Below are 12,524 nucleotides of genomic sequence, written 5' to 3' on the forward strand. Positions count from 1 at the left end.
TTGTCCCTGACCGGTGCGAGACGCTCGGGGGCTGTGGTGTGCGACGTGTTCGACTGTGTGCGCGAGTCTACGCGGGCCTCAGCCGCGACCGACGAGTCGCGCGAAACCGCTCAGTCGCGCCACGCCCTCGGGTGTGTACGGCAGGTCGTCGAGCAGGCCCGGCGAGTACACGACGTACGCCGTGTGCATAGCGCGGGATATCGCGACGTTGAGCCGGTTGCGCAGCAGCAGGAACTCGAGTCCGCGCGGCGCGTCGCGCCCGCTCGACGCGGCGAGCGACACGATCGCGACGGCGGCCTCCTTGCCCTGGAATTTGTCGACCGTGCCGACCGGCACATCGGGGAACCCCGCCGCCGCGAGCGCCGCCTCAACGGCGACCTGCTGCGCGTTGTACGGCGTCACAACGATGAGGTCGCGCTGCTCGAGCGGGCGGGGCGCGAGCGAAGTCGAGGAGCCGTCGATGTCGTCCGTCGTGACGTCGGTCCACTCGCGTCCGATGAGGTCGCCGACGAGGCGCGCGACCTCGGCCGCCTCCTCGAGGGACTGCGTGGCGTTGCCGTGGTGGCGCAGCGCGATCGGCACGAGACCGGCGGGGACGCCCTCGATGCGGCGCAGCGCCGTCGAGGAGTGGGCCTCGAGCTCGCCGCGGTACGACAGGGTCGACACGGGTGCAGCGACCTCCGGCCGCATGCGCCGCGTCTCGGCGAGGAAGTAGCCGTACTCGTGCGGGATGACGTCGGCGCCGTCCATGACCCAGCCGAGTGCCGACGTGTCGACGGGGGCGGGGTGCGTTCCCTGGCTCACCTGCGGCAGCTGCTGCGGATCGCCGAGCAGCAGCAGCCGGGGTGCGGCGAGCGAGACCGCGATCGTCGAGGCGAGCGAGAACTGGCCCGCCTCGTCGACGACGAGGAGGTCGAGGCTGCCGCGCGGCACGCGGCCCTCATGACTGAAGTCCCAGGCCGTGCCGCCGATCACATAACCGGATGCCTCGTGCTCGGCCGTGAACGCGGCCACGCCGTTCTTGGGCAGCACGGTGAACGAGTGGTCGGCCGCGGCGTCCTTCGGGGCCTTGCCCACCTGGACCGCCGGCACTCCCGCCGCGATCACGCGGTCGAGCAGGTGCTCGACGGTCGCATGCCCCTGCGCGACGACGCCGACGTTGTACCCGTGGTCGCGCACGAGCCGGGCGATCACGTGCGAGCCGACGTAGGTCTTGCCGGTGCCGGGAGGACCCTGCACGGCGAGGTAGCTGCGGTCGAGGTCGCGCACAGCCCGCGCGATCGCGTCGACGTTGTCGTTGCCCGCGGCAGGCAGCGGCCCGGTGAGGGTGCGGGGCGCGCGGCGGCACAGGATGTCGGTGGCCGGGTCGGCCGGAAGCTCCGGCGCGGCCGCGATCACGGTGTCGGCCCACGCGTCGATCGCCTTCTGCTGGTTGCCTGCGGCGGGCGGCGCCTGCGGAGTGAGCGCGAGTGGCAGCTCGCTCCACGTGACGCCGTCGACCGCCGTCTCTTCGATCACGGCACCGTCGTCGAGCACCTCGACGACGGTGACCGAGCGGTACGCATGGATCCAGCGCGGCGACGCCTCGAACGGGAACGGCGCCGGCAGCTCGTACAGCGCGAACGGGTTCGATCCCTCGCTGATCCGCGTGCCGGGAGCGAGATCCCCGCGCAGCTCGACGATGCGCCGCTCGCCGCCCTTGCCGCTCTCGAGGAAGTGCCAGTCCTCGCGCACGACGCTGCGCGCAGGGTCGATCGCGACCACGTCGCGCGTCTCGTCCCACAGCGACACGGGTTCGCGCAGGCGCAGGAAGTGCGTGGCCCAGAACGACTTCGCCTCGCGTGGGTAGTAGTCGATCGCGGCCGCGCCGAGGCGCAGCGAGCGCGCCTCGACAGAGTCGTCGGGGTGGTCGAGCGCCAGCGCGTCGAGGACAGTCGCGCGCACCGACGGCTCGTACGCCCGCTCGTCGGGCTCGGGATTCGGCGAGGGCACGAGCTGCGCCTCGCGCGCACGGTCGACGAGCCAGTCGCGCAGCCGCAGGGTCGAGACGCAGTCGTACCGGTTGTAGTCGGCGAGGTCGTCGAGGACGACGGATGCCTCGACCACCGCCCCGTCGGCCTGCAGCGCCCGCGCCTCGACGTAGCGGACGATCGAGTCGTCGCCCTTCTGCACGTCGCTCGTGCGCACCTCGTCACCCATGTAGAGCGGCTCGAGCTTCTTGATCGAGTACGAGCGGGAGCCGACCCGCAGGGCGCGGCGCACGATCGGGTACAGGTCGACGAACACACCGTCGCGCAGGAGGCGATCGACGTCTGCCTCGCGCACGCCGTGACGAGCGGCCATGGCGAGCAGGTGCGTCGGCTCGTACGGCGCGTAGTGGTAGATGTGCATGCCGGGGAACTGCTGGCGACGCAGGTTCACGATGTCGAGGAAGGCCTCGAGCGCCCGTTTCTCGTCGGCGAACGAGTGCGCCCACAGCGCCGTGTACTGCTCGCGCGTGTCGACCCAGCCGAAGAGGTAGTCGATCCCCCACTGCGTCGGCTCGCCGGGTGCTGGCGGCTCGGTGTGCAGCGGGTCGCCCTCGAAGTCGAAGAACAGGTCGCCGTGATCGGGCCGGGGCAGCGCGCCGAGCGCCTTGGGCGCGACGACCTCGAACACGGGGATGGGCGGCGCCGGCGCGACGGCAGGCGCCTCGAGCACCGCGGCGACCGCGCCACCGGCGCCCACGACCTCATGCGGCACCGGCACGGGCTTCGGCGCGATCAGCGGCGGCGTGCCCGCCGGGCTCTCGAGCTGCAGACGCGCCTGCGTGCGCAGCGACGCGAAGACCTCGGGGTTCATGCCCACCGGCCCGTTCGGGGCCGCAGCGAGCTGCTCGATCGTCTCGATGCCCGCGGCACGCAGCCGCTCGCGCTGCACCGGCCGCATTCCCGCGACGAGGAGCAGATCACGGGATGCCACGACCTCGGCGTCGCACGTCGCGCAGCGCCCGCACGCCACGACGCCGAGCTCGCCGCGCGGGTCACCCCAGGCGATCGGGTCTCCGGCCGCGCCGAGGTCGAGGCGGCGATCGGCGATGAGCGCGGCGAGCCGCTCGCGACGCAGCGAGAAGACCGGAAGCAGGTCGTCGACCTCGTGCTCGCTGACGCTGCCGTCGCCGAGCAGCAGCTGAACACGATCCGAGCGCGGAACCCCCAGACGATCGAGCTGGTCGACATATGCCGCGAGCTGCATGAGCGCGGTGACGCGGGCATGACGGGCGAGCTTCGTGTCCTGCACGAGCCAGCGTCCGGCTTCGTCCCGCACGAGGAAGTCCGCGAACCCGACGAACGAGTCCGTCGAGAACGCCGCCTGATACACGACCTCGGCGTCCGACGCGAGCGCCGCGTTCGTCTGGGCGACCGCATCGGCGAGGGCCGCAGCATCCGACGATCGCGTCTCGGGGATCTCGACGACCCGGTCGCCGAACCGCTCGATGTAGCCGGCCAGCACGCGGAGCTCGTGCACCGTGCCGAGACGCCCGGCGCGCTCGAGGGTGAGGTCTTCGGGGTCTTCAACGGCGATCACGCGCCCCAGCCGCGCATCGATTCCGCGCAGCCACGCGAACTCGCACTCCGCCGCGGTCTTGAGATCGCTCGCGCTCCAGACGATCCGGCCTTCGTCCTCGATGTATCGCATGCCCCGCCTTCCTCCCCATGACGATAGCCGCGGCCACCGACACCTCCGCCCCGCGCGGCCACCTGCCAGACTTGACCCCATGAGCCTGCCCTTCGACAGCGCGTACCGGCACGGGTTCGCCCGGGTCGCGGCGTGCACGATCCCGGTCGAGATCGCCGACCCCGCTGCCAACGCCGCCGCCGTGCTCGAGGCGGCACGCGTGTGCGACGCCGACGCGGTCGCCGTCGCGGTCTTCCCGGAGCTGTGCCTCACCGGCTATGCGATCGACGACCTCGTCATGCAGGACCCGGTGCTCGACGCCGTCGTGGCCGCGATCGAGCAGCTGGTCGAGGCATCCGTCGATCTCCTCCCGGTGCTCGTCGTCGGCGCGCCGCTGCGCCACCGCAACCGCCTCTATAACTGCGCGGTCGTGATCCACCGCGGCGAGCTGCTCGGCGTCGCGCCGAAGTCGTACCTGCCGACCTATCGCGAGTTCTACGAGCGCCGCTGGTACGCGCCGGGCGACGACCAGTCCGCGCAGGACATCCGCGTCGGCGAACTCGAGGCGCCCTTCGGGCCCGACCTGCTGTTCGAGGCGCTCGACATCCCGGGTCTCGTCGTGCACGCCGAGGTGTGCGAGGACGTCTGGGTGCCGATCCCGCCCTCGTCGCGGGCGGCCCTCGCCGGCGCGACCGTGCTGCTCAACCTCAGCGGCAGCCCCATCACGATCGCGCGCGCCGAGGACCGCAAAGACCTCGTGCAGTCCCAGTCGCTGCGCTGCCTCGCCGCCTATGCCTACGCCGCGGCGGGAGCGGGCGAATCCACGAACGACCTCTCGTGGGACGGCCAGACCATGATCTACGAGGGCGGCAACCTGCTCGCCGAGACCGAGCGCTTCCCCGACGGTCCGCGTCGCTCGATCGCCGACGTCGACCTCGACCGCCTCCGCCAGGACCGCCTGCGCCAGGGCACCTTCGACGACAACCGAAGGGCGACGGGAGCGGATGCCTCGTTCCGCACCGTGCACTTCCGGCTCGACCCGCCGCGGGCCGATGTGGGGCTGCGCCGCACGCTCGACCGGTTCCCGTTCGTGCCCGACGACCCCGCCCGCCTCGCGCAGGACTGCTACGAGGCGTTCAACATCCAGGTGTCGGGGCTCGTGCAGCGCATGCGCGCGATCGGCGGGCCGAAGCCCGTGATCGGTGTGAGCGGGGGCCTCGACTCGACCCACGCGCTGCTCGTCGTCGCACGGGCGATGGACCTCATGGGCCGCCCGCGCAGCGACATCCTCGCGTACACGATGCCCGGCTTCGCCACGAGCGAGCACACCAAGTCGAACGCGATCGCCCTGGCCGAATCGGTCGGCGCCTCGATCGAGACGATCGACATCCGGCCGCTCGCGATCGAGATGCTCGAGCGCCTCGGCCACCCGTTCGCCGACGGCGAGCCCGTGCACGACATCACCTTCGAGAACGTGCAGGCGGGCCTGCGCACCGACTACCTCTTCCGCCTGGCCAACCACCACGGCGGCATGGTCATCGGTACCTCGGACCTGTCGGAGCTCGCGCTCGGCTGGGCGACGTACGGGGTCGGCGACCACATGAGCCACTACGCCGTCAACGCCGGCGTGCCGAAGACCCTCATCCAGCACGTGATCCGGTGGGTGATCTCGCATCGCGAGGGCGTCGACGAGCGTGAGGCCGAGGTGCTGCAGTCGGTGCTCGACACCGAGATCTCGCCCGAGCTCGTGCCCATGGGCCAGGACGGCAAGATGCAGTCCACCGAGGACCGCATCGGCCCTTACGCGCTGCACGACTTCGCGCTGTTCCACATCCTCCGGTACGGCTTCCGCCCGTCGAAGATCGCGTACCTCGCGGCGCACGCGTGGGGCGACACGGCGGCCGGCGCGTGGCCTCCCGGCTTCCCCGAGGAGGACCGCTACGCCTACGACCTCCCGACGGTCGCGAAGTGGCTGCAGGTGTTCTTGAAGCGCTACTTCGCGTTCGCCCAGTTCAAGCGCTCCGCGATCCCCAACGGCCCGAAGGTCTCGCCCGCCGGCTCGCTGTCACCGCGCGGTGACTGGCGCGCACCGTCCGACGGCAACGCGCGGGTGTGGCTCGCCGAACTGAAGGCCGCCCTCCCCGATCTCGTGAAGGACTGAGGGGACGTTCCGTCAGGCCGGCGCCTGCGCGTACGCCAGCGTGATGATCCAGCTGTCGCGGGAGAGATCCGCGAGCTGGTAGAAGACCTTACGGTCGGGGATCCAGCCCTTGGTCAGCGGGCTGTCGAGGCGCACGTGATCGGCGGCGACGCGGGCGCCGCGGCCGTCGGCGTCGCGCACGGCCTGCACGCGGGTCCAGTGGGCGATGAGCTTGCCGAGGTCGTTCTCGTCGAACAGGTGCGAGTGCCGCTTCATGAGGTGCAGCTCGGCGTCGTCGGGGTGCGCGTCGCGCAGGTCGATGCCGAGCGACACGTCGGGGTCGCACACGGCGACGACGGTGGCCGCACGGAACGTCGTGTTGCGGATCTTCAGCGGCAGCTCGGCGCCGCCGACCTCCGCGATCAGCTGGGTGTGGAAGCCGAACGTCCGAGGGGCCTCACGCTCGACGCGCACGTCCTTCGGATCGACGCCGAGCTTCGTGGCGACGATCTCCTTCGCGAGCACGCGCTTGCGGTCGTGGTCCGAGAGCTTGGGGTCCCAGCCGAGTCGCGCCGTGATCCCCGCCGGAGTCTCGAGAAGCACCGATTGCATGATCCACCTCATTCTCCGCGGCCCGTCCGCACCTCCATCCTGTCGCGGCGACGGGCGGTGAGGAAGTCCGCCACGCCAGGGTCCGTCAACCCCCTCCCGGGCCGCCGGGGCGATGCAAGGATGGACCCCATGGCGAGGCGCGCGACGGTGATCGGCAGCGGACCCAACGGGCTGTCGGCGGCGGTCGCGCTCGCCCGCGCAGGGTACGAGGTGCGGGTGCTCGAAGCCGCCTCGACCATCGGCGGCGGAGTCCGCACGTCGCCGCTCACCCTCCCGGGCTTCCGGCACGATGTCTGCTCGGCGGTGCAGCCCGCCGCCCTGTCGTCGCCGTTCTTCCGCGCCTTCGGCATCCACGACCGCGTCGGCTGGATCCACCCGCTCGCGTCCTACGCGCAGCCGCTCGACGACGGCCGTGCCGCGATCGCGTGGCGCGACATCGAACGCACGGCCGACGCGCTCGGCCCCGACGGGCGCGCGTGGCGCGGCGTGCTGCGCCCGCTCAGCCGCCACCTCGGCGGCGTGGTCGACTTCACCGGAGCGCAGCTGCTGCGGTGGCCGAAGCATCCCATCACCACCGTCCGGTTCGGGCTGCGCGCGCTGCAGCTCGGCACGCCGCTGGGCCGCGGCACGTTCCGCACCGAGGAGGCCAACGCACTGCTCGCCGGCGTGTTCGCGCACGCGAACACCTCGTTGCCGTCGCTCGGCGCCGCCGCCTCGGGGCTGTTCCTCGCGGCGCACGCCCACTCCGCCGACGGCTGGGCCTTCCCCCGCGGCGGCGCGCAGAGCATCGCCGATGCGCTCGCCGCCGACCTCCATGCCCACGGCGGCGTCGTCGAGACGGGCAGGCGGATCGACACGCTCGAGGGGCTCGAATGGGGCGATCCGGATGCCGGGGACCTCCTGCTGCTCGACACCACACCGCGCCTCCTCCTCACGCACCCCGGTCTCCCCGCCCGCTACGCCCGGGCGGTCCGTCGCTACCGCTACGGCCCCGCCGCCGCGAAGGTCGACTTCGCCCTCGACGGACCGGTCCCGTGGGCGCACCCCGACGTCGCCCTCGCCCCCACCGTGCACCTCGGCGGCACGCGGGAGGAGATCGAGGCCAGCGAGAACGCGGTCGCGCAGGGCCGCGTGACCGAGCGCCCGTACGTGCTCGCCGTGCAGCCGAGCGTGCTCGACGGCACGCGCGCCCCCGCCGGCAAGCAGGTGCTGTGGGCGTACATCCACGTGCCCGCGGGCTCGACGTTCGACCCGACGGAGGCCGTAGTGCGGCAGGTCGAGCGCTTCGCGCCGGGCTTCCGGCATCGCATCATGGCGAGCCACGCGATGACCGCCGCCCAGCGCGCGGCCTACAACCCGGCCGACATCGGCGGCGACATCCTCGGTGGCGCCTTCACCTTCGCGCAGGCGTTGCGGCGACCCGTCGTCTCCCCGACGCCGTGGCGCACCCCGCTGCGCGGCGTCTACCTCGCGTCGGCGTCGACGCCACCGGGCCCCGGCGTCACGGGCATGCCCGGCTGGTACGCCGCACGGCAGGCGCTGCACGACGGTGGCCGGCGCCACGAGCTCGGAGACCTCTTCGGAGCGTGACCCCATGGAGGGCTTCGCCGCGGTCGACTTCGAGTTCGCTCGTCAGGTGCTGCAGCGGGGCGTCGCGGCGCTGTTCGTCGTCGCGTTCGTCTCGTCGCTGAACCAATTCCGTCCGCTCCTCGGCGAGCACGGCCTCCTTCCCGCGCCGGAGCTCCTCGAGTGGGTGCGCACCTCGAAACGAGGGGCACGGATGCTGCGCCCCACCCTGTTCCGCTATACCCGGTACACCGACCGGCGCCTCGTCGCCCTGTGCGGGTCCGGCATCGTGATCGCCGCGGCGCTGGTCTCCGGCATCCCGCAGCTCGGTCCGCCGTGGGTGCCGATGCTGTGCTTCCTCGCCCTGTGGCTCGGCTACATGTCGATCACGTCGATCGGGCAGACCTTCTACGGCTTCGGCTGGGAGATGCTGCTGCTCGAGGCCGGCTTCCTCGCCGCGTTCCTGGGTTCGGACGACCAGCCGCCGCCGGTCGTCGTGATCGTGCTGTTCTGGTGGCTGGTGTTCCGGCTCGAGTTCGGCGCGGGCATGATCAAGATCCGCGGCGGTCGCGAGTGGCGCGACCTCACCGCGCTCACCTACCACCACGAGACGCAGCCGATGCCGGGGCCGCTCAGCCGGCAGGCGCACCTCCTCCCCCGCTGGTTCCACAAGGGCGAGGTGCTCGGCAACCATTTCGCGCAGCTCGTCGTACCGTGGTTCCTGTTCGCGCCGATCGTCGGGCTGTTCCTGCCGGGACCGGTGCCCGCGATCGTCGGGGCGGTCGCCGCCACGATCGTGATCGCGACACAGGCGTGGCTCGTCCTCACGGGCAACTTCGCGTGGCTCAACTGGATGACCATCGTGCTCGCCTTCTCGGCGATCGGGGTGCCGGGGTTCGGCGCAGAGCACCGGGCCGCAGCATCCGTTCCACCCGGCGTGATCGACGGGATCCCGCTGTACTGGCTCGTCATCACGTGCGCGGTCGGCGTGCTGTACCTCGTGCTCAGCTGGCGGCCGCTGCAGAACCTCTTCGCCCAGCGGCAGCTCATGAACGCCTCGTTCAACCGATGGCAGCTCGCCAACGCGTACGGCGCGTTCGGCACGGTCACGAAGGAGCGCATCGAGATCGTCGTCGAAGGCACGATGGACGACGACCCCGACGCCGCCACGTGGCACGAGTACTCGTTCAAGGGCAAGCCCGGCGACGTGCACCGCCTCCCGCGGCAGTTCGCGCCGTATCACCTGCGCCTGGACTGGCTGATGTGGTTCCTGCCGCTCGGGCGCTCGCTGGACGACTGGTTCACCGCATTCCTGGTGCGGCTTCTGGAAGCGGATGCCGCGACCCTGCGCCTGCTCGCGCACGACCCGTTCGCGGGCGAGAGGCCGCGCTGGGTGCGGGCGGTGTCGTACCGCTACCGCTTCACAACGCGCGCGGAGTTCCGCGAGACGCACGCGCGGTGGGTGCGCGACCGCCCGCGCGAGGTCATGGGACCGGCGTCTCTGCGCCGCTGACGGCCGCCTTGCGGCGCTCGCGCGCGGTGCGGCGCGCGGTCAGGTCGACGATGGCCACGAGGAACGCGAGCGCGAGGAACACCGCGACCGACAGCATCCCGAACGCGTACGCGTCGTGGTACACGACGAGGTCGTCGTGCGTGCCGGACTCGCGGTAGATCGCCGCGTAGAACAGCGACAGGGCGACAGCCGTGCCGACCGCGGCGCCGATGCGCTGGCCGAGCTGGCCGACCGAACCGGCGAGGCCGCCCTGCTTGACCGGGATGTCGCCGAGCGTCAGCGCCTGGTTCGGCGCGATGACGAGTCCACCACCGGCGCCGCCGAGGGTCATGACGGCGGCGGCGATGTACGGCGTCCACACGGGATCGGTGTAGAGCGCCGTGAGCACCAGCCCGCCGACGCACAGCAGCATGCCGGCGAGGCCCCACACCACGACCACGCGGCCGTGGGTGCTGACGAGGTTGCCGCCGATCCACGAGGTGATGGCCGAGGCGAGCGCGAAGCCGATCGACACCATGCCGGCGTACACCGGCGCGAGGCCGAGGCCGAGTTGGAGGAACAGCGTCGTCAGGAGGAACAGAGCCGGCGCTGCGGTGAAGTACGCGGTCTGCAGGAGCGTGCCGTTGCGGTACGACGTGATGCGGAAGAGCCCGAGCGGAATGAGCGGGTTGCGGCCGCGCGCCGCGTACCGGCGCTCCCACGCGATGAACGCGGACGCGAACAGCGCGAACGCGACGAGCAGCCACCAGCGCGCCGGGTTGTCGGTGGGCGCACCCGTCGTGAAGAGGAACGGCCACATGAGCGAGATGACGCTCGCGCCGAACAGCAGCACCCCGACGGGGTCGAGCTGCACCTTGCGCTGCGACCGGGTGCGGGTGTCGGGCAGCAGCCACAGCGCGAGCCCGATCGCGGCGAGGCACAGCGGCACGTTCATCCAGAAGATGAGCCGCCAGCCGTCGGTCGGTCCGCCGAGAGCGATGAGCAGGCCGCCCAGGGTCGGGCCGAAGGCCGTCGCGATGCCGATCGTCGCGCCGAAGAGGCCGAACGCGCGGGCACGCTCCTTGCCCTGGAACAGCTCCTGCGCCATGCCCAGCACCTGGGGCATCTGGATGCCGGCCGCCACGCCCTGCAGCAGCCGTCCGACCAGCAGGATCTCAGCGGTCGGCGCGAGCGCGCAGAGCACGCTCGTGACGGTGTACAGCGACAGCCCCACGATGAAGAGCAGGCGGCGCGAGCGCTGGTCGCCGAGACGCCCCATCGGCACCAGCACGAGTCCGAATGTCAGCACGAAGCCCGACACGATCAGCTGCAGCTGGGTCGAGCTCGCGCCGAGCACCTCGCCGATCGACGGGAGTGCGACATTGACCTTCGTCATGTCGAGGATCGTGATCGCCGCGACCGCGACGCAGACCCAGAAGGCGCGCCACCGGGCACCGTGCGAGAGCGGGATGACCGCGGTCGTGGCCGGCACGGCGCGCGCCGTGCTCGAGGAGGTCTGCGGCATCGGCTGTGGCTCGGTCATCCTGCCCAGGCTAAACCCGTTCCCCGGCGTGCCGGGCGGAAACAGCGCGGGGCGGGACATGATGGAGGGGTGAGACTCCTCGTCGCCGCCCTCGCCTCCGAGCTCGTCGCGTTCCCCGACGACCTCGACGGATTCGACCGGCTCGTCACCGGTCCGGGCAAGCTGCAGGCCACCTACGCGCTCACCCGCGCACTCGACGCGACCGCCTACGACGAGATCGTGGTGGTCGGCACCGCGGGGGCGATCGATGCCCGGCTCGAGGCATCCGTCTACGAGATCTCGGCAGCGGTGCAGCACGACGTGACCGACATCGACGGCATCGTGGGCCAGCACGTGTCACTGCCGGCGCGCGTCGAGCTCGACGCCGACGGCGTGACCATCGCGACCGGCGACCACTTCGTCGACGACTCCGAGGCGGTGGAGGTCATCCGCCCGCTCGGGGCCGGGCTCGTCGACATGGAGACCTACGCCTACATCTGGGTCGCGCAGCGCTTCGGTGTGCCGATCCGCGTGCTGAAGGCCGTCTCGGACCGTGCCCAGGACGGCGCCATCACCGACTGGCGCACCGCGGTGACGGCCTGCAGTCACCAGCTGCGCGACCGCATCCGTGCCGACTACGGCGTCTGAGCCCGACTCACCCCCGGCTCATGAGACCCACTGCGTCCGCTGCCACGTGAGGTTGGCCAGCGTCGCCTGCCCAGACAGCGAGGGGTGGAAGTAGTCGCGCGTCGAGATGTCGGACTTCGCGAACGCATAGTTCGCGACCGCGAATCCGTCGAACCGGCACTTGGGCGTCGCCGTGCAGGCATCGAACAGCGCCTGGTTGAACTCGTTCACGCGCTGCTGCACCATCGTCCGCCGCGCCACGTCGGCGGCCGCCCCGCTGCTCGGATTGGCGAGCATCGACTGGCAGGTGCCGAGCAGCGACCAGGCGAGACGCGCCGACAGGCTCGACTTGTTGATGTCGTAGAGGCGCTGCAGGCTCGGGATGCTCGCGACGAAGATCTCGGGTGACCCCGAACTCGCGGCGAGGGTGGCGAGCGCCGTCCTCACATTCGTCGTGAACTGGGCGGTCGGCGTCATCTGCGCGACCGTCCGGGTGCACGCGTCGATCGCGCCGATCTCGATCGTGACGTACTGCGCCCCCTGACCGGCGGCTGTCTGCGCCTGCGCGGGAAGCGCCGACGACCCGGCGCCGGACTTCGCGTCGTTGAAGACGCTGGTGTTGACGAGGCCCGTCGCCCCGGCGGCCCGCAGCCTCAGCAGATGCGAGTTGACCGAGACCGTCGAGCCGGTCGACCAGCTGTTCGTCGGACACGACGTCAGACTCGAGCACGTCATCGCGGCCTGGGTGATGGAGTCTCCCAGGGCCGCCATGCGGGTGACGGCCGACGCGGGCGGTGCGGCCTGCGCGGCGGACGCGGCACTGAGCGTGCCGGTGAGCAGGAGAGCGGATGCCGCGATCGCGGCGAGGGCGCGGCGCGCCCGGGTGGTGGAACGCATGTCGACTCCGT

Annotated in this window: 8 protein-coding genes; 4 read left to right on the top strand and 4 right to left on the bottom strand. The window is 71.6% G+C overall.

The annotated features are described in order from the left end of the window. Positions 1-78 precede the first annotated feature (78 nt). The gene (locus tag ACFC1I_RS10945) at positions 79-3,678 is read right to left on the bottom strand and encodes a TM0106 family RecB-like putative nuclease (protein ID WP_376008855.1); all 3,600 of its coding nucleotides are present in this window, start codon (positions 3,676-3,678) and stop codon (positions 79-81) included. Positions 3,679-3,757: 79 nt separating this feature from the next. Here ACFC1I_RS10945 and ACFC1I_RS10950 point away from each other — a divergent pair, with 79 nt between their 5' ends. Next, positions 3,758-5,818 (top strand): NAD(+) synthase, encoded by a 2,061-nt coding sequence (locus ACFC1I_RS10950; protein WP_376008857.1) that lies wholly within the window; start codon positions 3,758-3,760, stop codon positions 5,816-5,818. A gap of 12 nt (positions 5,819-5,830) precedes the next feature. Here the strand turns inward: ACFC1I_RS10950 and ACFC1I_RS10955 are convergent, their stop codons facing one another. Further along, positions 5,831-6,409 carry a hypothetical protein gene (locus ACFC1I_RS10955; protein WP_376008859.1) on the bottom strand — a complete coding sequence of 193 codons (579 nt, stop codon included), beginning with the start codon at positions 6,407-6,409 and terminating at the stop codon, positions 5,831-5,833. 129 nt (positions 6,410-6,538) lie between these two features. Between ACFC1I_RS10955 and ACFC1I_RS10960 the strand changes: the two genes are divergently transcribed. Together ACFC1I_RS10960 and ACFC1I_RS10965 are read left to right on the top strand one after the other, a co-directional pair. Continuing rightward, complete coding sequence (locus ACFC1I_RS10960) at positions 6,539-7,999, top strand: phytoene desaturase family protein (RefSeq protein WP_376008861.1); 1,461 nt, start codon at positions 6,539-6,541, stop codon at positions 7,997-7,999. A 4-nt stretch (positions 8,000-8,003) separates the two neighbouring features. After that, complete coding sequence (locus ACFC1I_RS10965) at positions 8,004-9,488, top strand: lipase maturation factor family protein (RefSeq protein ID WP_376008863.1); 1,485 nt, start codon at positions 8,004-8,006, stop codon at positions 9,486-9,488. On the opposite strand, the gene ACFC1I_RS10970 is transcribed toward ACFC1I_RS10965, so the two are convergent. Next, positions 9,460-11,010 (bottom strand): MFS transporter, encoded by a 1,551-nt coding sequence (locus tag ACFC1I_RS10970; RefSeq protein WP_376008865.1) that lies wholly within the window; start codon positions 11,008-11,010, stop codon positions 9,460-9,462. The two genes, ACFC1I_RS10965 and ACFC1I_RS10970, sit on opposite strands and share 29 nt — an antisense overlap. A 69-nt stretch (positions 11,011-11,079) precedes the next feature. Here ACFC1I_RS10970 and ACFC1I_RS10975 point away from each other — a divergent pair, with 69 nt between their 5' ends. Beyond that, the gene (locus tag ACFC1I_RS10975) at positions 11,080-11,637 is read left to right on the top strand and encodes a nucleoside phosphorylase (protein ID WP_376008867.1); all 558 of its coding nucleotides are present in this window, start codon (positions 11,080-11,082) and stop codon (positions 11,635-11,637) included. 18 nt (positions 11,638-11,655) lie between these two features. Here the strand turns inward: ACFC1I_RS10975 and ACFC1I_RS10980 are convergent, their stop codons facing one another. Next, complete coding sequence (locus tag ACFC1I_RS10980) at positions 11,656-12,513, bottom strand: SGNH/GDSL hydrolase family protein (RefSeq protein WP_376008869.1); 858 nt, start codon at positions 12,511-12,513, stop codon at positions 11,656-11,658. Positions 12,514-12,524: the final 11 nt, after the last annotated feature.

Source organism: Microbacterium sp. NPDC056044 (genome assembly GCF_042267145.1).
Lineage (GTDB): Bacteria > Actinomycetota > Actinomycetes > Actinomycetales > Microbacteriaceae > Microbacterium.

Excerpts from the sequence above, each read along its gene's own strand:
- ACFC1I_RS10945 (WP_376008855.1), bottom strand. The coding sequence starts at position 3,678 with ATGCGATACATCGAGGACGAAGGCCGGATCGTCTGGAGCGCGAGCGAT.
- ACFC1I_RS10950 (WP_376008857.1), top strand. The coding sequence starts at position 3,758 with ATGAGCCTGCCCTTCGACAGCGCGTACCGGCACGGGTTCGCCCGGGTC.
- ACFC1I_RS10955 (WP_376008859.1), bottom strand. The coding sequence starts at position 6,409 with ATGCAATCGGTGCTTCTCGAGACTCCGGCGGGGATCACGGCGCGACTC.
- ACFC1I_RS10960 (WP_376008861.1), top strand. The coding sequence starts at position 6,539 with ATGGCGAGGCGCGCGACGGTGATCGGCAGCGGACCCAACGGGCTGTCG.
- ACFC1I_RS10965 (WP_376008863.1), top strand. The coding sequence starts at position 8,004 with ATGGAGGGCTTCGCCGCGGTCGACTTCGAGTTCGCTCGTCAGGTGCTG.
- ACFC1I_RS10970 (WP_376008865.1), bottom strand. The coding sequence starts at position 11,010 with ATGACCGAGCCACAGCCGATGCCGCAGACCTCCTCGAGCACGGCGCGC.
- ACFC1I_RS10980 (WP_376008869.1), bottom strand. The coding sequence starts at position 12,513 with ATGCGTTCCACCACCCGGGCGCGCCGCGCCCTCGCCGCGATCGCGGCA.